The organism is Streptomyces sp. AC550_RSS872, from assembly GCF_019049285.1.
Taxonomy (GTDB): Bacteria; Actinomycetota; Actinomycetes; order Streptomycetales; family Streptomycetaceae; genus Streptomyces.
Window position 1 is genome coordinate 123,649 of sequence record NZ_JAGMUL010000092.1, and the last position, 20,365, is coordinate 144,013.

A 20,365-nucleotide genomic window follows, 5' to 3' on the forward strand; every position below is an offset into this window, starting at 1 on the left:
CCTGGTCAGCGAACCTGGTCGCTCTTCGGCCCGATGCCTTTGATCCTGGTCGGAGTTCCCTCCGGGGCGAACGAGTGGTGGAAGGTGAATGCGTGCGGCGCGGAGCCGTGGTCATGGAGGTGTTCCAGCCTGGAAACCCCGTCCTGCCAGGTAGGTATCACGCCGTCGAAGACCCACCAGAACACGTAATTCGGGTGCTCTGTCCTGTCGAACCAGTCGTAGCGCCTGTTCAGCGCCTCACGGTGCAGACCGGTGTAGACGGCGTCGAAGGCGGAGCGCAGGTCGGTCCAGAGTGAGAGGGTCGCGGCCAGTGCGGTGGTTTCCACCGTACGGCCCTTGCCGTACCAAGTCGGTACGACGAACTCTCCCCATGCACCCCAGTCCGCCTCGAAGAGCATGCCCCGGTCACCGTCTGCCGCTTCAGCACGCGCGAGGCACCCGGGGTGCTGACTGATCCTCCGGTACACGGCCTCACCCCTGTCGTAGAACTCGCGCATGAGAGGTGCGGGATCGGCGAGAGGTGACTTCAGGACGCCGAATGTGTACAGCGCAAGATGGGACATGCGTCTCTCCCTGGTTGGGGGTGCCTGGTGTGGACCCGGTTCGGTGGCTTACGCCTGGGGGCGAGGATGGGGCGTGACCGACTCATCCCGTCGCGGGTGGCTCAGCCTGAGGGAACTCCTGGGCGACCGTGGGCGATCGCCGAAGACCAGGTGAAGGTAGATGCCTCTGCGGGCCATGTCGAAGTTGCGTTTTCCCTGTCCAAGTGCCCTCTTGCATCTGTCATCGCGGGGCTGGGGCGGTGACGGGCGGGGCAGGCCGCGGGGTACCAGTGATCCACTTCGGCCGATCGGTTCGCCCACCACGCAGATGGCCTACGGCCACAAGACCGAGCACGGCTGCGGAAGCGTGCACAGGTGGTGCTGCACGCCGCGCATGGACGCTCCAACGCATGCATCGCCCGGGACGCGGGGATGCGTTTGGATACCGTGTGCGGCTGGCGTGTCCAGTTCGCCCGGGCGGGCCCGCCCGGGCTCAGAGACCGTCAACGCTGCGGCGGTCCCTCCTCGTTCACCCCGTTGCAGGCCACCGAGGAGGCGGGCGTTGGAGGCCGTGCACGTCGATGCCGAAGCGGGCGCCGTGGTCGATGGCGGTGGTGCGCAGTCTGCGTCCACCCAGGCCGCGATGCAGAAGCAGTTGTTCTTCTCGAAGATTATTGGCCTGCTGAACCCGTCTTCGATGGCTGCCTGGACAGTGTCGCGGCAAGGGCGACGGCACGTCACCCCGCGTTCCAGGCGGGCGTGCCCGTCGCATAACGCCGGGAGGACAGGGATCCTCTCGCATGGGTGGCACGAGGGAAGGAAGGCACTCCGCGGCGGCCAAGAGCCGTTCGCTGTCGATACCCATGCGGCTGGCCGGTGCTTTAAGGAACCAGTGGGCCACAGACCATCCCGCCCTGCTGAGCGGACACCCGCCAAGAACTCGCACTTGAGGATACGCCGCGGTTCTCCGATGTCGATTTATGCGGAACCAGCCGGGGGTGGGGAACTTGGTTTAGATGCTGGTACCCCGGATGGAGAGGTGGGCGTCCTTCGGGTCGTCGGACCCAATTGTCCAAATGAGATGGCCTGCTAGCCGATCAGGCCCGCGTCCCCAGCAACCTGCGAGCGTATTGCCAGTCGTAGCACACGCATCCAGGCAGCGCATGCCGTCAGATTCCCGTGAGACTCCCCCCCCGTCCCAGCCGTACGGGAGTGGCTGACTAGCTGGTCAGAGCGGGTTGACGACTGACAGGCAACCGCTCCAAGGCCGATCAGGATCCACGACTTGGCACCGCAGGCCACTGGCTACCGCTGCAAGCACGCCACCGAATGGATCGCCGTCAAGACACGGTGCCAACTGACTTTCGACCCGGCCGAACAGACCGCGCTCCCGACGCCCTGGCCGACTGCCTGACGCCGTCATCGAGTTCACCCTCGCCGGCTGGGCATCACTTTGGCCCGTCACCCAGGAGTGCAAGGGCGGGCCATTCATGAGGAATGTGGCGAAGGCAGAAGCGATGAGCAGGTAGGCCATCTGAGTGGATCCGCGACCGCGGCTGAAATGGGTTTTCGTGACCGGGTATTCGTTTGGACGTTGATATTTAGCATTAACTGAAAATGCTCATCTTTTTGGGAGCGGAGTGGCCATGCCCGACCACACGCAGCTGCGGCGTGCGACCGCCTGGACGAGAGCGACTGCCCTCGAGGAGGTCAGCGCCACGGGTGGCTTGGATGAGACATTCGGCCACCCCCCGTTGGACCAGGGCCTCGCCGACGACGGCTGCGGACCCGGCTCCACCGCGCTGGAACGGGGGCGGCTGTACCGCAGGATCAGCGGTAGGGATGACCGGGCGCGGCCCGTCAGCGAGGAGGAACTGACATCGCTGGGTGACCCGATGGCAGTGGAGTTCTTCCGCGTCGGCGTATTTCCCACCACCGTGCAGGACCTGCTGTCCCGACTCCCCGCGACGGCGGCCGCCTCACGGAAGGTGTATCTGGTCAGCGAGGCCGGGCAGATCCCGCCGGATGCCATCGGCGAGCGCGACATGCGGTTCGCGGTCACCGCTGCCGTAGCAGGTAGTCAGGTTGACCTTCTGGTCAGCACCCAGGCTGGTGGCGACCCCCAGGCGGGATTCCTTCAGGTCGCAGGATGGGATCCCCAAGCGAGGGTCTTCAACTTCTACGCTCGGTTCGAATCCAGCTGGGTCTGGGCGGGCAACTCCTGGGACGCACTGGAACCCGACTCGCGCGGCAAGGGCTGCTTCGACAGCCACGTCAACGGCAGCGCCGTGATGAAAGAGCTGAGGATTCCCTGGATCAACTGGCAGTCCGAGCGGGCCACGATCCGGCTCGCCGAGGATGACCCGCTGCACGATGACCAGCTGTTCCAGCAGGTCATCGGGGCCCAGCAACTGGAACTGACCGTCAGATCCCTCATCACCCGGTGGACGGCGGCGCGCCTAGCCGCTGTCACCGCGAGCGGCCTCGTGGACCACCCCGACCGGCTGCTGCGCCATCTCTTCACCAGCACCACGGTCAATCTCGCCAGCACCGACAGACAGAGCAGCAGCATCACGGCGGACAGTCCCGACCTCACGCTGCCCACGGGTTTCTGGCTGAACCAGGATGCCCTGTTCGACGACCTTCGCCTGTCCACGCAGGCCGCCCCGCCCAGGGTGCCGGCCGCCCGATACCTCGCCAGCCTGACCCGGTTCGGCTTCCGGCTGGAGGAGAAGTTCAGCGGGTTCTCGCAACCAGGCGACACGTTTTTCGCCTTCGTGGTGCCCGAGGCAGCTCACGAGGACAACGAGGTGGTTCGGCAGATGGTCCGCCACGGGCTTGTCCCGGCGAAGTTCGCGGCCTGTGTGCTGATGGTGGACTTTCCCAGCCCCGTCTTCAGCCCTGCCCGAAGCCGCCTCATGCGGTACGTGCCGACCACGCCGACCAAGGCGGTGGAGTTGTGCGACAAAGTCGCACAAGCCATCTTGGACGCCGCGGGCGCCCTGCCCGCGGACAGCCCCGAAGGCCGCTTCGCCGAGCAGTGGCAGGTACCCGACGACGCCTGGCGGACAGTGTTCGGACAACGCGTGGACGCGTACCTGCGCGGGGTCACCGAGCGCATCCGCACCGAAACCGGCTTCGATGACTTTGTCCGCCTGGCCGAGTCGCGCCGTCGGCACTTCCGCCGCATGAAGCTCAACGAGTTCGAACTCACCCTGCCGGTCACCAATATTCGCCCTGACGCCCCGCCGCTGGCGATGCGTGAGGACGCCACCGTCGCGGAGCTGACCTGACGCTGCCACTCACCGGTCCCGGTGTCCCCGGCATCACCTTCGGCGGCCCTGCCGCCCACTTGGTTCCCGCTCGCCCTCGCATACAAGGAGAACGCCATGGCCGAACTGGAAGCCTACGGCCCCCCAGGCAACCTCGACGATCTGGACGACTTCGGCCGCAAGGCCTGGAACACGTTCATCTCCGACACGGTCGACGAGGCCATTCAAGGCCCCGATCCGGACCAGGTACTGAACGACAGCCCAAGACCGCAGTTCTACAACCTGACCACCACGGACACGGCCCCGGACCTCCAGCACGCCCCCATTCGATGGACTGCGTTCCCCCGCATCATCAAGATCACCTCCATTTCCGACCTCCAGCGATGGCAGCGCGCCGACGCCAGCCGTGACGTCCAGGACGAGTACTGCGAGTGGAGCGTCTCCCGCGACGACTCAGGAAAGATCAACGAGGTCACGTTCACCTGTGAAGGCCCCGAGTACTGGGAGATCCTGGCGCAGACCAACCCGGACAAGACACTTGAGCTCTACCAACGGTTCATCAGTCCGGACGTACGCAAGGAGGATCTGTTCTCGCCCAGCGGTCGATACCAGCCGCGCAACAAGTGGAACAACTCCACGAGCCATGGCGCCATGCACTTGATTCAGCCGAACAACACCTTGGGCGCGGAAATCGAACTGGCTGCGGCGGCCACCATCCGGCGCGTGATCAACGGCGAGGAACTGACCACCGAGCAGGAGCTGATCGCCTGCAGCAAGTACGGTGCCGCGGAGCGCAACAGCGATCCGCACATCGGCGCGGGAGTCAACGCCCTGGCCCGCCAGAAGGCCGACATCACCCTCGCCGACCCAGTGGGCCTGTACTTCGACGACCTGTCCACGGACGGCTGGGAGACCCCGGACGGCTCCGATCCCAAGGAATACTGGACGTACTTGAGAGGCGACTCGGAGCACCGTGTCCGCGCGGTCTACGCGGTGCCCGCGGACAAGGGCTTTGCCGTCGGGGACATCACCATCGGCGGAAGGCCCATCGAGTTCGGATCGCAGATCGCGGACTTCATCACGATCAGGCTCACCGGCGTCGCCTGCCGGTTCGGCGAGTCCACGGCCCAGCCGCAGACCGCCTGTAAGGAGTTCCCGGCGGTCGAATTGCGAGAAGAGCGCTTCAACGCAGCCGCATTCTCCGCCTCCGGCCACTTCCTGGATCCCCGCCCCACGCTCTCCCACCGCTCTTCCCGCGTCACCTGACACGTTCCATCGCGGAGCGCGTCGCGCTTCACCAGGCCCGGTACGGCGAACACGGATCTTGCGGTGTGCCCTGTGGGGGTCGGCCCCGGCTTGGGGCCTGCGGCGAGTGTGGGGCGACGGCGACGCCGACAACCGGGCCGACTTGGGCGGCCGCGGAGGCTGTGGCGAGTCGGAACGGCGTCGGCGACGATGTTCCGGTCGGTCAGGGTGAGCGACGTCATCCCGCGCTCCGCGGCACGCTGAACGAGGAAGCCGGGCAGGGAAGCTCCGTAGCGGGCCCAATAGCACCGGCCTCGCCGACCGGCTCCCCTCACCTCCGTTCTTCTGCCGAACACCGGTACCCGCACATCCTCGCTGTCTTCGACGCGGCGACCGGCCCCTGCGGGCCAAGGACCTCCATCAGGCCCTCGGTCACGAAGTGCTGCCGGAGAAGGTCAAAGGCACCGGGCCAAGCAGAAGCTCCTGGTCAAACTCGGCATCTTCACCGAAGCCGACACCAGTAACTTCGCCAAGCAGCAGTAGCCGTTACTCAGACTCCCCAGGCCGTAGTGGACGCCTTCACTCACGACCTGCTCCGGCACAGACCCCACCGTTAACAAACCACCGGTGGCAGCGCGCGTCGGCTCGGCCGGACCAGATCGCCTCGGGAGCGGACCACCCGAGCGGACCATCCGTGGCGACGTCACTTCGCGTTGCCGGTCCGAGGGCCGAGCGGGTGGTTCTCGCGGGTGGCTTGGGTCGAGACGCGTCCGGCAGGGACAACTACCTGGGTGAGCTGCGCCGCCCCGCAGTCCCTTTCAGGGAGGACACCATGTCAGGAAAGCGTGTTGCCCGAATTCGTTCCGCGGCGGTTCTCGGGCTGGCCGGCATCCGGCTCTTCAACGGGGCCGCCGGCCTGCTCGGCCTCGACCTGCTGACCAGCCGCGACGAGCGCCTCACGCAGGACCTGCGGGAGGGTGTGCTCATCCATGGCAGCGACACGGTGACTGCGGCAATGCTCGGGCTCCGCGGCCATCTGGCACCCCGCACCGCTGCCCCGACCACCCTGATCTCCGCTGTCAACACCGCGCTGGCCGTCAGTGCTCTGACCGGCGGCCAGGAGAAGACGTGACAGCGACCGCCGCAGAGGGGTTCGACTACGTCGTGGTGGGGGCGGGGGCCGGCGGCGGGCCGCTCGCCGCCCGCCTCGCCGAAGCCGGCATGCGGGTTCTGCTCCTCGACGCAGGCGGCGAGCACACCAACGACAACTACCTGGTGCCCGCCTTCCACCCCGACGCCACCGAGGACCCCGCACAGCGCTGGGACTACTTCGTGCGCCACTACGCGGACGAGGAACAGCACCAGCGCGACACCAAGGCCGTCCCCGGCAAGGGAATCCTCTACCCGCGGGCCGGGGCGATCGGCGGCTGCTCCGCCCACCACGCGCTGATCACCGTCTACCCGTACAACGCGGACTGGGATCGAATCGCCCGGGCGACCGGCGATGACTCCTGGAGCAGCGCGTCCATGCGCGCCTACTTCGAGCGGCTGGAGCGCTGCGAATACCGGCCGCGCCCCAGGACACTGCCGTCCAACCGGCTGCTGGCAGCGCTGCTTCGGGCGCTGCCGTTCGTCTCCGGGCGGTACGTCAACGGGTCGCGGCACGGATTCGACGGCTGGCTGCCCACACGGCTGGCCGACCCCGGGCTGATCATCCAGGACAAGCAGCTGCTGAAGGTCGTACTGAACGCGGCGGAGGGCGAGCTCGCCGACTTCCTCGGTCGGCCGTTGTCGCCTCTGGAGGGCCTGGGCGCCCTGGTTGACCCCAATGACTGGCGCGTGCAGACCGATGCGCTCGAAGGGCTGTGGCAGATTCCCATGTCCGTCACCGCCGACGGGCGGCGCAGTGCCGTACGCGAGCAGGTCGCGGCCGTACGCGAGAAGTACCCCGACCGGCTCGTCGTACGGCCGCACGTGCTGGTGACCCGCGTCGTGCTGGACGAGAACGACGCGGCGGTCGGGGTCGAGTACCTCGCCCGCGAGCACGCCTACCGAGCCGATCCCGCGGCCGACGGGGACCCCCACCTCGCGTCGCCGCAGCTGGTGCTGGCCCGGCGCGAGGTGATCTTGGCCGCTGGTGCCTTCAACACACCGCAGCTGCTGATGCTGTCCGGGATCGGCCCGCGCGATGAGCTGGAGCGGCATGGCATCACGGTGCGCGTCGACCGGCAGGGCGTCGGCCGGAACCTCCAGGACCGCTACGAGGTCGGCGTGGTCAGCCAGATGGCCCGGGAGTTCCCGATCATCAAAGGCTGCTCCTTCCACGCGCCCGAGCCCGGCACGCCACCCGACCGCTGCTATCGCGACTGGCAGCGCGGCAAAGGGCTCTACACCACGAACGGAGCCGTTGTCGGCATCACCCGCAAGTCCCGTGCCGATCTGGACGCACCGGACCTGTTCGTCTTCGGGCTGCCCGCCGACTTCCGCAGCTATTACCCCGGCTACTCCCGGGACGGGCTGCTGCGCAAGGACCGCTTCACCTGGGCAGTCCTCAAGGCCGGGACACGGAACACAGGAGGGCGGGTGCGCCTGAGGTCGGCCGATCCCCGGGACACCCCGCAGGTGAACTTCCACTACTTCACGGAGGGCACCGACAAGACCGGCGCGGACCTCAACGCGATGGTCGACGCCGTCGAATTCGTGCGCGGCATGAACCGCCGCGCCGAAGACGTGATCAAGAAGGAGCTGTGGCCCGGCGAGGGTGTCCGCACCCGTGAGCAGATCCGCCGCTGGGTGCAGGACGAGGCGTGGGGCCACCATGCGTCCTGCACCTGCCCGATGGGGCGTCCCGACGATCCCGCCTCCGTCGTCGACAGCCGGTTCCGGGTCTGCGGCGTGCAGCGGTTGCGTGTCGTGGACGCCTCCGTCTTCCCCCGAATTCCCGGATTCTTCGTCGCCACTCCGATCTACATGATCAGCGAGAAGGCCAGTGACGTGATCCTCGCCGAAGCCCTGCCGCCCAGCGAACCAAGCACCGTCGAACCGTCCGCCAGGAGGAACCGATGACTCACAAGCAACCGTCCGCCGGCAACGCGAGGTCCGGCTACCGACGCACCCTGCCCTGGCGTGTCGTCACCGGCGTCGCCGAATTCCTGGACCGCAGGATCGGCTGGGACAAACTGCCCGTCCCGCTCGGACTCGGTACCCTGCTCGGGCTTCGGGTGAAGCTGCGGCAGGAGAACCTGCACGACACCAACCGGATCCCCGCAGTGAACGTACCCGAGCCAGCACCGCGGAACGGCAAGGCATACCTGGTCAACCGGACGGCCGACGGCAGTTACAACGACCTCGACCAGCCGAAGATGGGCATGGCCGGCACCCGCTTCGGCCGCAACATCCCGCTGGAGCAGATCCCTCCGGTCTCGGCCGCAGACGTGCTTTCCTCGCCCAACCCGCGCGTGGTCAGCCGCGAACTGCTCACCCGGGACGAGTTCATCCCCGCCGAGACGGTGAACTCCCTCGTGGCGGCCTGGCTGCAATTCATGGTGCGCGACTGGTTCAGCCACGGCACAAGCCCCACGGACCGGCCGTGGACCATCCCGCTACGCGACGACGACCCCTGGCCCGAGCGACCCATGCAGATCATGCGCACCCCCGACGACCCCACACGCGACCCGCACGCCCCGGCCAGCACCCCCGACACGCGCGTCAACGTCTCCTCGCACTGGTGGGACGCCTCCCAGATCTACGGGTCGAGTGAGGAGGAGCAGCGCGTCCTGCGCACCGGGGAAAACGGCAAGCTGCGTCTGTGGGGCGACGACGGGACACCCTTCCCGTCCGACCCGGACCACGACCCGTCCCGGGTGCCCGGCTTCTGGCTGGGGCTCGCGATGATGCAGACGCTGTTCGCCAAGGAACACAACGCCATCTGTGACCACCTCCACACGCAGTACCCCGGCTGGGACGACGAGGAGCTCTTCCAGCGCGCCAGGCTGGTCAACGCCGCCCTCCTCGCCAAGATCCACACGGTGGAGTGGACACCGGCAGTCATCAGTCACCCGACCACCGTCACCGCGCTGCGCACCAACTGGTGGGGACTCGCCGGCGAGCGCGCACACAACCTCTTCGGGCGGATCAGCAACTCCGAGGTGATCAGCGGCATCCCCGGTGCCGAGACCGACCACTACGGCGTTCCGTACACGCTCACCGAGGAGTTCGTCGCCGTCTACCGCATGCACCCGTTGGTCCGCGACGACTGGCATCTGCGGGCCGCGGCCGACGACGCCACGCTGCGGGAGGCCACCTTCCGCGATCTCGCCGGTCCCGAGGCACTGAAGGTCATGGACACCGTCCCCATGCATGACCTGCTCTACAGCTTCGGCACGCTGCACCCGGGCCTGGTCACCATGCACAACTTCCCGAAGTTCCTCCAGGAGTTCGAGCGGCCGGACGGTCACCCGCAGGACCTCGCGGCCACGGACATCCTGCGCAGCAGGGAACTCGGTGTCCCCCGCTACAACGAGTTCCGCCGGCTGCTGCGCCTGAAGCCCGCCGCGAGTTTCGAGGAGCTCACCGAGAACCGGGACTGGGCCGAGCAGATCAAGCGGGTCTACGGCGGCGACATCGAGAAGGTGGACCTGACCGTGGGCCTGTACGCGGAGAAACTCCCCGCCGGATTCGCCTTCAGCGACACCGCGTTCCGCATCTTCATCCTCATGGCCTCGCGTCGGCTCAACAGCGATCGGTTCTTCACCGAGTACTACACGCCCGAGGTCTATTCGAAGGCTGGACTGCGCTGGATCGACGAAAACACCATGGGGACCGTGCTGCTGCGCCACCACCCGGATCTACGGACCGCACTGGCCGGAGTGAAGAACGCCTTCCAGCCCTGGAACGTCGCCGGGCGGAAGTGAGGAGGAAGCCGGGACGGCAGAAGGTCGCAGAGCCTTCCTCGTCCTGGAGGGCGGCGGGGTTCGCGGCCTGGGCGCCGCGGGAGCTGTGATCGGCCTGCTGGAGAAGGGCCATGCCTTCGAGCGCTCCGCCGGCACCTCCGTCGGCACCATCGCGGTGGCCTTTGTGGCCGCCGGGGTGGAGGCCACGGGCCTGCGCGACATCATGGGCCGCCTGGACCCCGCTTGCCGTCCAGCCATGCCCTGAACGTGCGCTCGTGACGGTGAGGCCGGCCTCGCGGGCTGCCTGGCGGGCGTGGTCGGTGCGGGTGAAGTAGTGCAGACGGGCCAGCAGCCCGCGGCGTGCAGTGATCGGGGTGGCGACGAAGTTGGCGAGCGCATCGAGCTGACGTGCGACGGCCTCGTGGCCTTTCATGCCACGGGCCCCGTATTTCCCGAATTCCATGGTGCGCTCTGGCACTTCAATTCTCTTTCACGGTGGCGTGCGCTGCTTTGTGGCGGGACCAGATTACAGCAGGTTCGGTTCAGAGATCACGAGTTGTCGTCAAGCACAAGCCGGACCTGACCTGCTGGTTCGGGAGCTTGCGTGAACGTGGCGCAGGGCAGCTCAGGGCCACGCCCAACAGCCTTCAGTTCTGCGAACTCAGTCGAGGCCAGGGGTCTTCGGCCGAAGAGGCGCTGGAGGATCTCGCACGGTATTCAAACGTCGCCGTCCATTCCACCTCGGCGCTCGCCGGGGACGTCAGTGCCGCAGCTGCGGCGGACGACGAGGAACGCAAAGTGAAAGACCTCGAAGCCCTTCGACGCAAACCGGGCCTGCGGCCGCTATCTGCCGCGGATTTCGGCGGCTCACTCCGTGTGACGCCGTGGGACGTGCTGCACACTTTCGCACGAGCCATCTCCTTGGCACGCCGCGGAGCAGCCCGCGGCCTGGCCGAGCACTGGGGCAGTCTGAAGTACAGCCTGGCACTCAACGGCGGCCCCAGTTCCTACATGGGGCTCTCCGCCGAGGGACGGGACACGGCCGACTACTACAAGGCGCTCCAGTCCGGGGAACTTGGTGTCGGATTCGCGCTGGCTCTCTCCGAGCGAATTCTCAGCCGGCGATACCCGGACCATGCGGTATCGATCGTCCCGGCAGACACAGCCCTCCGTGCAGGTTGGGCCCTGAACAGCGGACAAGGGCACCACGATGGGCTACCGGTACCGTCCGCAGTACTTCGCAGAGGTCTGGAAACCCGGAGAACCGTCGCGCATTTTCCCTGTCGTCTCCCGCGGAAACCACGGCAAAGCCAGCGACTCACTCGGCCAACTCGCGGACGCTTCGGTCTACATAGACGGGGTCCACATCTGCATCCCCGACGAAACACGTGGCCTGATCTTCAGCACACAACTGCCCCTCGCCGAGTCGCTCACCGTGCACGCACTGGCTGCCGATGGCACAGACGGCTGGCTGTCCGGCACGGACAGCTTCCCCCTCGGGAACCTGAACGAACGGCTCCGCGACGAGGCATGGCCCCCAGGCATCCACCCCCTGGCCCACGACGGCAAGGGGGCACCCGTGGTACCCGGTGTTCACGTCACCCCGGAACTCTCCGGATGGTTCCGTCACGTCCTTGCACGAACCTCCGCCGCAGGGCTCACAGCCTTCGCCGGCGACGGAAACTCCACCGCTCCGTACCTCACCACCCGCCAGGGAAGCCGACGCTTCTCCGCTGGGTTCGCCCACGCGGCCACCGACAGCGTCCAGGACGCCGCATGCACACTGCTCGGCATTCCGTTCGTCGGCACCGACCACGTCTTCCGCCTCAACGGAACACGCGTGGAGGCATTCTCCGGCGTCCATGCCGACCTCTTCACCCACCTGAGTCACGGCCGCCGGGAGCAATACCGCAGCGACGTCCACGCTCTACGTCCCAAGTGGCCTTCGGACACCTGGGACGACGAGTGGAACGGCCCCGTCTCGATACACCAGGATGGCTTGGTCCTGGCCCTGCATCTGCTGCCCTGACTCTGCGTGACCACCGAAAGTCATCGAGGAGCCTTCCCGCCATGCCCCATCGACCATTGGCGGGGAGGTTTTCTGGGGAGAATCTGGGGAGTACGGGCGGCGCTGGGGAGCGCGTGGGGAGAAGCGGCTGCGTAGCCCGACAAGGTCTGAGAGGGCGGGATGTGACGAGATGCCGCGTTTGCTGTCGCTGGAACGTGTGGCACAGGCGTATCGGGACTGATCGGGGAGTCCTGTAGTGCTGGAGTGTTCCTCGTGAGCGACCGCCAGCCCTACAAGAGCGACTTGTCCGACGAGCGGTGGGCCCTGATCGAGCCGGTCATCGCCTCCTGGAAGGCTCAGCATCCCTCCGTCAGCGGCCACCAAGGCGCCTACGCGATGCGGGAGATCGTCAACGCCCTGCTCTACCAGTCCCGTACCGGCTGCCAGTGGGACTACCTCCCCCGCGATCTACCGCCGGTCGGAGCGGTGAAGTACTACTTCTGCAAGTGGCGTGACGACGGCACCGACCAGCCATCCACGACCTGCTGCGCTGGCAGGTCCGCGAGAGCCGGGGGCGCAAGGCCGACCCGAGCCTGGTGGTGCTCGACACCCAGAGCCTGCACGCGGCCGTGGGGGTGCCCGCCGACACCACCGGAAGAAGGCCGAGCGGGCTCGCCTGGCCGACCCGAATGCCGCGTACACCAACGCCCTCCCGAAAGCAGATCTCGTCCGCTACACGAAGACCCTGGACGGCGACCCCTCGAAGGGCGAACTGTCGGTGGATCTTCCCGCCGGCGGCACCATCAGCACCACCAGCACGGGCTGCCTGGCCGAGGCCAAGGGGAATCTGTACGGCGACACCGCGACCTGGTTCCGCGTCAATAAGATCGCCACAAGCCTGACGCCCCTCTACGTTCCGCATCTCGTCAAGGACCCGCGCTTCGTGAAAGCGGTCGAGGCCTGGTCGCGGTGCATGCGCGAAGCCGGCCACGCCTACGCGTCCCCAGACGAGATCCGGGAGGATCGGCATGCGCTCACGCAGGGAAGGAGCGCCGCACGGGCCCATGCCGCCGAGGTGCAGTTGGCGGTGACCGAAGCCACGTGTGCGGTGAAGACCTCGCTGGGCAAAACGGCTCGCGCCCTCGAGCGTAAATACCGCGCTAAGAGCTCGTAACACGATCTTGTTGAGGTGCGCTGGTTGGGCGTGACCGGTCTGATGATTCGGCCGTTCGTGATGCTGTGAGTACTCGGCCGTGGATCGTGGACGACGACTTGTGGGCGCTGATCGAACCGCTGTTGCCGCCCTGGCCCGAGCGGTCACCGGGTCCGCGGCCGGTGGCAGATAGGCTCTGCCTCCAGGGCATCCTCTATGTCCTCTACAACGACATAGCCTGGCAACTCCTGCCGCTGGAGCTGGGGTTCGGCTCCGGACAGACCTGCTGGTGGCGCCTGGAGCGGTGGCAGCAGGCAGGAGTCTTCGACCAGCTGCACCGCATCCTGCTCGCCGAGCTGAACGCGGCCGGCCAACTCGACTGGTCACGGGCCTGCGTGGACGGCTCCCATGTCCGTGCGAAAAAAGGGCGTGCCGACACCGGTCCGTCGCCGGTCGACCGGCGCAAGACGGGCAGCAAACACCACCTGATCTGCGACGGACGCGCAACTCCGCTCAAGGTCATCACCACCGCAGCCAACGTCAACGACGTCACCCAGACCCTCGCCCTCGTCGACGGCATCCCACCCGTCGCCGACCGCTCCGGCCGTCCTCGCAGGCGTCCAGAGGCCCTGCTCGGAGACAAGGGCTACGACTCCAACCCCAACCGCCGCGAACTGCGCAAGCGGCGGATCCTGCCTGTCATCTCCCGCAAGGGCGCCCCGAACATCCAGGGTATGGACAAGCTCCGTTACGTCGTCGAGCAGACCTTCGCCCTGCTCCACCACTTCAAACGACTCGCCGTCCGATGGGAACGCCGCACCGAACTCCACGACGCCTTCGTCTCCCTCGCCTGCCGCCTCATCTGCTGGAGACGCCTCAAGAAGGCCCGCCCATGATCGTGTTACGAGCTCTACGAGCGCAGGCCGGAACACTTCCTCGCCTTCACCGCCATCGCCGCGGCTCTCATTTGCCACCGCAGACTCACCAAGTGAAATGGCGTCCTATTCAGCGGGCACCTGAGGGGCCAGGGTTGCCATTCTCGGGAGTTGACCCGTGGGTTCGCGGTCAACACGCGGGATCGGCTTCGAGGTCGGCCTGGAGAAGCTGCCGGGCTGAGTCCGCATAGCGGATGGCGGTCTTGGGCTCACACACCGCCCTCAATGAGGGTCCAGCCAGAGGAGACCTGGGCTAGCGGGCCGACGTTGGTGTAGTTGCCGTTCACCAGCGTCGAGGTCCAGGCGGTTCCGTCGTCCTTGTAGAAGAACAGGCTGTCCGAGGTCCGGCCCACCTTGTTCCAGATGCCGGAGGTTCCGATCCTCTGGAAGGAGATGCCGGTGCCGTTGGTAGCCTTGGACACCCGGAACTCGAGTTCGCCGCCCGCCCTAGCCCACGACAGCACGGAGTCGCTCGTGGCGGTCAACGTCCCCAGGAAGTCGTCCCTCGGGATGCTGCCCTTGTCCGTGTAGACGCCGCCGGAGAGGCTGCCGTACCCCACGTTGCTCCAGGGGAACTCGCTGGAACCGTGCCGGGCCGCCGCGACCAGCGTGTCGCGGGAGGAGGCCATGGTGCCCCAGCCCGAACTGAAGTCGTTGTACACGCGGACCTGCTGGAACGCGCCGTTCATGAGGGTGCCCGTTACTCCGCGGCCGGTCGCGTTGTAGAAGATCACGGAGTCGGCGGACGCCTCGATGAAAGTCCAGTCCGGGGCGAACCCGTAGGTCTTGACTCGGGTGTACGTGCCGCCTGTGAAGGTGCCGACCTCCCCGGCCCCGGTGCCCTGGTTGTAGAGCAGCAGCGAGTCACGGCTCGCGGCGCCGTGCGTGTACCCGGTCGGGAGGCGCAGCATCGCCTTGGCCTGCCAGCGGCCGCCGGAGAGAGTGCCCGTCCCTGCTTGGCCGTTGTCGGACCTGTAGAACAGGATCGAGGTGTTTGGCGTGGTCACGGATGCTCCCCTTTCCTCACACTCGGACGCGCGCGGCGCGGCTGGACGTGGCGGGGAATGCGTCGCCGCGGTGCGGTCTGCAGGAGGACGCCCGTACTTGCGGACCGGCCAGTCACTGCTCCGCCCCCGCAGGCCGGCCGTTGCTGCTGCTGGGACGCTCTCATTAATTCTGCGCCACGGCGAGCCGCCCCGCATCTCGGCGCAGGCCAGGCGGGCAACCCAGATGGAACGGTTCGGCGGTGGGGCCCGGGAACATCGCTGCCCTCCAGGCCGGCGATGTTCCCGGGCCCCACCTTGCTCCCTTTGACTGTGCCTCACTCTGACTACAGAGGGCTACTCGTCGCTTTGCCGTAGCTTCGGAAGAACAGGGCCGTGATCTCCGCGAGTTCGAGGAAACTGAAGGCTCTTCAGTGGGAACTCGCGGGTCCGATGCCGTCATTTTCGGGGATGGCCCCGTGGGTTGGTGGCGAACACGTTGATCGGTTTCGAGATCAGACTGGAGACGTTGTCGTGCCGAGTTTGTGTTGCGGATGTCGGTTCAGCCGGTCTGGCCACGCTCGAGCTGTCGCGGAAAACGCCGGACTGGGAACGCTCCGGGTGACGAATGGCCGGGCGGTGTAGGGACCCTGATGATGCAAACAAGGGAGCCACGGCCTACCTCGTAGCGATCAGCAGGCATGCGACGGCGAACACGATCACCACGAACACGAAGATCAGCATTGTTCGCCTGGCAAAGCGCAAGGTATCGCCAACTCTGGTTACTTCAACGACCAGCGCCTCGGCATCAGGCGCAGAGCGCACCGCGTCCTCAATCTCGGCCCGTTCGAACCAGGGGAGCCACCCGCCTGACCGGCTAGGCACGCGGGGATGACCGGAAGCGTCGGGATCGACCAGCTCTGTGCCGGGCATCGCTTCCAGGTTCGTCCTCGCCACCCACGACTCAACCGAGCGCCGATAGAACACCTTGATGGTCTGATAGCCAAGCCTCGCCAGAGCGAACACAGCTACAGCTGCTGGTAAGCCACCTGCCGCAGATACGGCTCGATCACTGATGCTTTGCCACTGGCCTTGATCGCCCAGGGGACTGCTGCGGGATTCGGTGACACCTGACCTGGCTTGCTGAGAGGCGGCCTGGAAGGATGTTGCAGTACCCAAGCCGTATCCGATGGAGTTCCGCGAAGACGTCGTGCGGGTCGCGCGCGACCGCGAGCCCGGCGGCATCTGGGTGTCCTCACCTCGGTCACCCAGCCAGTTCTCCCGAGGCCACGCACCACGCTGAATTCGATCCACAAAGTCACGATGTCGCTTGTCCGGACAGATTCAGATGATTCCCCCGGACCAGCTCCAGGCCGACTTCCGATGGTCGTCGCGACTTCTGTTCACCCCAACGATGTCCTGGAGAGAGCGCCTCACCCTGAGGATCGTCTTGTTGCTTCCGTCCTTGGAGAACCACCCCGTCGCTGCCGAGCAGGACCACGCCATCGAGCTGGTACGTGCCGGCGGGGATGCGCACCACACCCCCACCGAGGCGACCTGCAGCGTCAAGCGCTGCGTTGAATTTCCCGGAAGAGTTTTCAGGAGTGTCCGGAAACGCACCGAAGTCCTGAACATTGAGAGTGGCCGTCAGGCGCGGTACGTCTTTTCCAAGGTTGTAGCCGACGAACGCGACGTTGGGGATCTGACTGGCTGTTCGCTATCCGCTCGCGTGGTCGGCGGGGTTCGAACAGCATGCTGATTCGGGTGAGTTGGCCGGTCGGCAGGCATGGAAGAAGGGTCTCTTGGTAGCTCGCGGTTGTCGAGTCCAGCGAGAGGCAAGAGGCCCTCTTGTCGAAGTGTCGCGTGGTCAGCGTTGCCGGGTCCAGTCCGTCCACTCCTGGGTGTGACTGTCTCGCCCACAGGTTCGGGAACGCGGCCGACCGGCCGGATCGTCGGCCCCGATACGGCTCGGATATGAGCGATGCCGAGTGGTTCCTGGTGCGGGATCTGCTGCCGGTTCCGGGTTGGCTGGCGGGTCGGGGCGGCCGTCCGGAAGGCTACTGCCACCGGCAGATGATCGACGCAGTGCGTTATGTCGTCGACAACGGCATCAAGTGGCGGGCGATGCCCGCGGACTTCCCGCCCTGGCCTCGGGTGTATGCCTTCTTTGCCCGCTGGCGGGATACGGGCTGGTGAGCGAACTGCATGAACGCCTGCACCAGGCGGTCCGCCGTGCACCGGAGCCGAGTGCGGCGGTCATCGATTCCCAGTCGATGAAGGGGGAATTGCTGCGGCCCGGCGACGAAGTCGCCGTCGATCTGCGCATTCTCACCGGCCGTCGCCTCGACCTGGTCCACGACCGCACCCGTCAGATCAACCGGCTGCGCGAACAACTCCTACAGATCTTCCCGGCCTTGGAGCGTGCCCTGCCGCGCAAGGGCCGCGCGTCCAGGTCGGTGGTTTTCGTGTGTCCCGAGGATGGCTGCGGCCTCCGGGCACAGGGTGATCTCGCTGGCGTACGTGACGGCCGCGGGGTCGGCGACCGGCTCATGCCGTACCTCGTCTCGGTCGGCCCGCCGTCGACGCGCTCCCAGTCCAGCGCGGACGATCCCGTCAGCGCCCCGACGTCCTCTACGCCGACGGCGGTTACGACCACAACCTCTACCGCCACCAGATCCATGCGCTGGGCATCCGCCCGCTCATCCCCCGGCGCGGCACCGAGCACGGAAGCGGCCGGGGCAAGAACCGCTGGGTCGTCGACGCGGCCTTCGCGCTTCTGCGCTGGTTCTGACGACTGCGTATCCGCTGGGAATCCGCGCCGACATCCACCAGGCCTTCCTCACCCTCGGCTGCGCAATCATCTGCTGACGGTGCTTCAAAAAGAAGTGCTGATCTGAGCCTCAGCCCGAACCGCCGACCAGTGCCTCGCCGAGCGGGGTGCGGCGGTAGAGCACCGACCGTCCGGACCGGGCGCGGACGAGCAGCCCCGCGCCTCGCAGGATGGCGAGGTGGTCGCCTACCGCGCCGGGTGCCATGGCGAGGCTTCGGGCGAGGTGGCTGGTACTGGCCGGGGCGTCCAGCGCCAACAGCAGCCGGGCTCGGGCCCGGCCGACCAGAGCGGTCAGCGCGTCCGGTTGGGGAACAGTCTCCTGTTCGCCCCACAGGGCGGCGGTGCCGCGGGCCGGATAGACCAAGGTCCTGGGCCAGGGGTCTTCCAGGTGGGCGGCGATATTCCCGACGAAGACAGAAGGGATCAGCAACAGCCCGTCGCCGGCGAGGCGGACGGTTCCGCCTCGGAAGAAGCCGAGCTCGATACCGCCGGCGCGCCAGGCGATGCCCGGGTGCAGGCTCTCGATGGTCGTGGCCCATCCGTGTTCGCCGATCACACCCACCCGGTGCACGACATCGCGTTCACAGATCGCGCGCAGTTGCGGCCAGTCCGCGGCGAGCAGCTCGTGCCACGCCTGGTCCATCGCCTCGGCGATCCTGGAGACGGCGTCCGTGGAGTCCAGCACTGCGCGTACGCGGGGATCACGGGCGGACGGGCCGGTCGCGGTGGTGGCGAATTCGTGGCGGGCCGCTTCCAGCGGTGTGGCCCTGATCAGGGCCAGGTCGTCTGCCCAGGTCTGGTTGAGGCCGCGCGGGGGCGGGGCGACGAAGTTCGGTCCTGATTGAGGGCTGTGCAGGGCGAGGACGGCGTCCAGTTCGGTCTCACGGCGAAGCCGTTCAAAGGCCGGCAGGAGCCGGGCGGCCCAGGCTCGCGGCAGCGGCCGGTCTTGACCGGCGAGCGAGCGCAGCAGTAGGCAGAGGTCCATCGCGGGCGACAGTGCGAAGCGGCTGCGCAGCAGGTCCTCGACGGAGACTTCGAAGCGGAGCACCCTGTCATGCTACCGCCGGACGTCTGTTCCGATTCGTCCAGCGACGAATCATTGGTGAGTGGCGTGGGCGCCCGGCGAGGCTGCGCGTCATGACCCCAACCGCCGAAACCGCGCAGGGCAACCACCGTGCCACGTACCGGGAGGTGCTGGCCGAGCCGCGATTCCGGCTGCTCTTCTCGACCCGCGCCGTCGCGATCACCGCGGGCTCGCTGCGGATCACCACGTTCTCGGTGCTGGTCTTCGCGGCCACCGGCTCCGCGCTGTTGAGCGCACTGGCCTTCGGCATCGGCTTTCTCCCGCAGTTGTTCGGCTCGCTGCTGCTGGGCTCACTGGCCGACCAACTGCCGCCCCGTGCCCTCATCGCCGGCGGCTACGCCTTGGAGGGCGCCGCCGCCCTGTTGCTCGCCCTGGTGCGGATGCCGATCGCGGCAAGCCTCGGTGTCGTGGCGCTGGTCGCCCTCGCCACACCGGTGTTCGGCGGCGCGTCGAGTCGGCTGGTCGCGCAGTGGCTGGAGGGCGACGCCTATGTGCTGGGCCGTTCACTGAACAACATCGCCTCCTCTGGCGCGCAATTGTTCGGTCTGGCACTGGGAGGTGCGGTCGTCGCGGTACTCGGCCCGCACCGGGCGCTCGCGGTGAGCGCCGCGCTCTACCTCGGCTGCGCGCTAGCTATCCGCATCCGGCTACCCCGGCTGGAGCCGGGAGAGTTCGGCGGCACAACCGGTGGCGCTCGGGGCGACGGCGGAGCCGTCCGGGCAAGCCTGCACGGTGCCGGCCTGCTGCTGCGCGGAGACACGGTGCGACGACTGATGCTGGCCCAGTGGCTACCGCCCGCGTCCGTAGCGGGCGCGGAAGGTCTGATCGTCGCCTACGCGGGAGGGCGCCACTTCGCGCCCGGCTGGTACGCGGTGCTGATGGGCTGTCTGCCGGTCGGCATGCTCGTCGGTGACCTGCTGGTGGGTCGACTGCTACGGCCACCGACACGAGAGCGACTGGTAGTCCCGTTGATTGCGCTGACGGGACTGCCGCTGGTCGGCTTCGCTGCCGAGCCCGGAGTGGGCGTCTCGTCCTGTCTGCTGCTGCTCTGCGGCTTCGGATTGGCCTACGGTCTCGGCCTGCAACGGCCGTTCCTGGACGCCCTGCCGCAGGATGGCCAGGGCCAGGCCTTCGGTCTGCTCGGCTCCGGCAGCATGACGCTGCAGGGCGTCGGGCCGGTCTGCTTCGGCTCGGTGGCCGCAGGCATCGGAACAGGCGGCGCCATCGCCCTGGCAGGCGGCGCGGCGGTGCTTACCGCCGGCTGGCTTCTCACCTGGCACCCGTCCACCTCCCCGGTTCCCGTCCCGAACTACTCAACGGGATCAGAGAACGGCACCGAACAGCATGCGCGTAGTTCTCCCGCGCAGTAACCGTCGCAGGCCGGGCAGGCCGCGAGCCGTCACGCACCCCACCCCCGCCCC

17 protein-coding genes and 3 pseudogenes are annotated in these 20,365 nt (G+C 67.3%); 14 read left to right on the forward strand and 6 right to left on the reverse strand.

Annotated features, from left to right (window positions below):
• Nucleotides 1–5: 5 nt before the first annotated feature.
• Nucleotides 6–563, reverse strand: a complete 558-nt coding sequence (locus KUM44_RS30310; protein ID WP_217212952.1) for a DUF3291 domain-containing protein — start codon at nucleotides 561–563, stop codon at nucleotides 6–8.
• A 357-nt stretch (nucleotides 564–920) separates the two neighbouring features.
• Here KUM44_RS30310 and KUM44_RS47705 point away from each other — a divergent pair, with 357 nt between their 5' ends.
• The 7 genes from KUM44_RS47705 to KUM44_RS30340 all read left to right on the forward strand — a co-directional run bounded on the left by KUM44_RS47705 (nucleotide 921) and on the right by KUM44_RS30340 (nucleotide 10,216).
• On the forward strand, nucleotides 921–1,316 hold the full coding sequence (locus KUM44_RS47705) for a hypothetical protein (RefSeq protein ID WP_374202088.1): 396 nt from the start codon (nucleotides 921–923) through the stop codon (nucleotides 1,314–1,316).
• 872 nt (nucleotides 1,317–2,188) lie between these two features.
• Nucleotides 2,189–3,835, forward strand: coding sequence for a hypothetical protein (locus tag KUM44_RS30315; protein WP_217212953.1), 1,647 nt, complete (start codon nucleotides 2,189–2,191; stop codon nucleotides 3,833–3,835).
• Nucleotides 3,836–3,931: 96 nt separating this feature from the next.
• Complete coding sequence (locus KUM44_RS30320) at nucleotides 3,932–5,080, forward strand: hypothetical protein (protein ID WP_217212954.1); 1,149 nt, start codon at nucleotides 3,932–3,934, stop codon at nucleotides 5,078–5,080.
• Nucleotides 5,081–5,891: 811 nt separating this feature from the next.
• Nucleotides 5,892–6,191: a hypothetical protein gene (locus KUM44_RS30325; RefSeq protein ID WP_217212955.1), complete on the forward strand. Its 300-nt coding sequence runs from the start codon at nucleotides 5,892–5,894 to the stop codon at nucleotides 6,189–6,191.
• Nucleotides 6,188–8,125 (forward strand): GMC family oxidoreductase, encoded by a 1,938-nt coding sequence (locus KUM44_RS47325; RefSeq protein ID WP_217212956.1) that lies wholly within the window; start codon nucleotides 6,188–6,190, stop codon nucleotides 8,123–8,125. Before KUM44_RS30325 ends, KUM44_RS47325 begins: the two co-directional genes overlap by 4 nt.
• Nucleotides 8,122–9,972: a peroxidase family protein gene (locus tag KUM44_RS30335; protein ID WP_217212957.1), complete on the forward strand. Its 1,851-nt coding sequence runs from the start codon at nucleotides 8,122–8,124 to the stop codon at nucleotides 9,970–9,972. Before KUM44_RS47325 ends, KUM44_RS30335 begins: the two co-directional genes overlap by 4 nt.
• A gap of 85 nt (nucleotides 9,973–10,057) precedes the next feature.
• Complete coding sequence (locus tag KUM44_RS30340; protein WP_217212958.1) at nucleotides 10,058–10,216, forward strand: hypothetical protein; 159 nt, start codon at nucleotides 10,058–10,060, stop codon at nucleotides 10,214–10,216.
• Here KUM44_RS30340 and KUM44_RS45900 read toward each other — a convergent pair.
• Nucleotides 10,185–10,429 (reverse strand): annotated as a pseudogene (locus KUM44_RS45900) (transcriptional regulator); the annotation flags it as partial. The gene KUM44_RS30340 and the pseudogene KUM44_RS45900 sit on opposite strands and share 32 nt — an antisense overlap.
• Nucleotides 10,430–11,161: 732 nt before the next feature.
• Here KUM44_RS45900 and KUM44_RS45905 point away from each other — a divergent pair.
• The 4 genes and pseudogenes from KUM44_RS45905 to KUM44_RS30360 all read left to right on the forward strand — a co-directional run bounded on the left by KUM44_RS45905 (nucleotide 11,162) and on the right by KUM44_RS30360 (nucleotide 14,008).
• A complete protein-coding gene (locus tag KUM44_RS45905) occupies nucleotides 11,162–11,980 on the forward strand; it encodes a hypothetical protein (protein WP_254390317.1) in 819 nt (272 codons plus the stop codon).
• A 252-nt stretch (nucleotides 11,981–12,232) separates the two neighbouring features.
• Nucleotides 12,233–12,627 (forward strand): annotated as a pseudogene (locus KUM44_RS47330) (transposase); the annotation flags it as partial.
• Between the two features lie 110 nt (nucleotides 12,628–12,737).
• Entirely contained in the window at nucleotides 12,738–13,133 is a 396-nt protein-coding gene (locus KUM44_RS30355) for a hypothetical protein (RefSeq protein WP_217213101.1), read from the forward strand.
• A 65-nt stretch (nucleotides 13,134–13,198) separates the two neighbouring features.
• On the forward strand, nucleotides 13,199–14,008 hold the full coding sequence (locus tag KUM44_RS30360; RefSeq protein ID WP_217212959.1) for an IS5 family transposase: 810 nt from the start codon (nucleotides 13,199–13,201) through the stop codon (nucleotides 14,006–14,008).
• 248 nt (nucleotides 14,009–14,256) lie between these two features.
• Here KUM44_RS30360 and KUM44_RS30365 read toward each other — a convergent pair whose 3' ends face one another.
• The 3 genes from KUM44_RS30365 to KUM44_RS47710 all read right to left on the reverse strand — a co-directional run bounded on the left by KUM44_RS30365 (nucleotide 14,257) and on the right by KUM44_RS47710 (nucleotide 16,732).
• Nucleotides 14,257–15,054: a hypothetical protein gene (locus tag KUM44_RS30365; protein ID WP_217212960.1), complete on the reverse strand. Its 798-nt coding sequence runs from the start codon at nucleotides 15,052–15,054 to the stop codon at nucleotides 14,257–14,259.
• A gap of 654 nt (nucleotides 15,055–15,708) precedes the next feature.
• The gene (locus KUM44_RS30370) at nucleotides 15,709–16,056 is read right to left on the reverse strand and encodes a hypothetical protein (RefSeq protein WP_217212961.1); all 348 of its coding nucleotides are present in this window, start codon (nucleotides 16,054–16,056) and stop codon (nucleotides 15,709–15,711) included.
• 292 nt (nucleotides 16,057–16,348) lie between these two features.
• Entirely contained in the window at nucleotides 16,349–16,732 is a 384-nt protein-coding gene (locus tag KUM44_RS47710) for a glycoside hydrolase family 55 protein (protein WP_217213089.1), read from the reverse strand.
• A 272-nt stretch (nucleotides 16,733–17,004) separates the two neighbouring features.
• Between KUM44_RS47710 and KUM44_RS45915 the strand changes: the two genes are divergently transcribed.
• Both KUM44_RS45915 and KUM44_RS30385 read left to right on the forward strand, forming a co-directional pair.
• Complete coding sequence (locus KUM44_RS45915) at nucleotides 17,005–17,226, forward strand: transposase (protein WP_254390318.1); 222 nt, start codon at nucleotides 17,005–17,007, stop codon at nucleotides 17,224–17,226.
• Between the two features lie 122 nt (nucleotides 17,227–17,348).
• A pseudogene (locus KUM44_RS30385) lies at nucleotides 17,349–17,456 on the forward strand (transposase); the annotation flags it as partial.
• Between the two features lie 474 nt (nucleotides 17,457–17,930).
• Here the strand turns inward: KUM44_RS30385 and KUM44_RS30390 are convergent.
• On the reverse strand, nucleotides 17,931–18,908 hold the full coding sequence (locus KUM44_RS30390; protein ID WP_217212962.1) for a winged helix-turn-helix domain-containing protein: 978 nt from the start codon (nucleotides 18,906–18,908) through the stop codon (nucleotides 17,931–17,933).
• A gap of 89 nt (nucleotides 18,909–18,997) precedes the next feature.
• Between KUM44_RS30390 and KUM44_RS30395 the strand changes: the two genes are divergently transcribed.
• Entirely contained in the window at nucleotides 18,998–20,314 is a 1,317-nt protein-coding gene (locus KUM44_RS30395; RefSeq protein WP_217212963.1) for an MFS transporter, read from the forward strand.
• The last annotated feature ends 51 nt before the right edge of the window (nucleotides 20,315–20,365 follow it).

Coding starts and splice junctions, on each gene's coding strand:
- KUM44_RS30335 (WP_217212957.1), top strand. CDS start 8,122: ATGACTCACAAGCAACCGTCCGCCGGCAACGCGAGGTCCGGCTACCGA.
- KUM44_RS30310 (WP_217212952.1), bottom strand. CDS start 563: ATGTCCCATCTTGCGCTGTACACATTCGGCGTCCTGAAGTCACCTCTC.
- KUM44_RS30315 (WP_217212953.1), top strand. CDS start 2,189: ATGCCCGACCACACGCAGCTGCGGCGTGCGACCGCCTGGACGAGAGCG.
- KUM44_RS45915 (WP_254390318.1), top strand. CDS start 17,005: ATGAGCGATGCCGAGTGGTTCCTGGTGCGGGATCTGCTGCCGGTTCCG.
- KUM44_RS30395 (WP_217212963.1), top strand. CDS start 18,998: ATGACCCCAACCGCCGAAACCGCGCAGGGCAACCACCGTGCCACGTAC.
- KUM44_RS30320 (WP_217212954.1), top strand. CDS start 3,932: ATGGCCGAACTGGAAGCCTACGGCCCCCCAGGCAACCTCGACGATCTG.
- KUM44_RS45905 (WP_254390317.1), top strand. CDS start 11,162: ATGGGCTACCGGTACCGTCCGCAGTACTTCGCAGAGGTCTGGAAACCC.
- KUM44_RS30325 (WP_217212955.1), top strand. CDS start 5,892: ATGTCAGGAAAGCGTGTTGCCCGAATTCGTTCCGCGGCGGTTCTCGGG.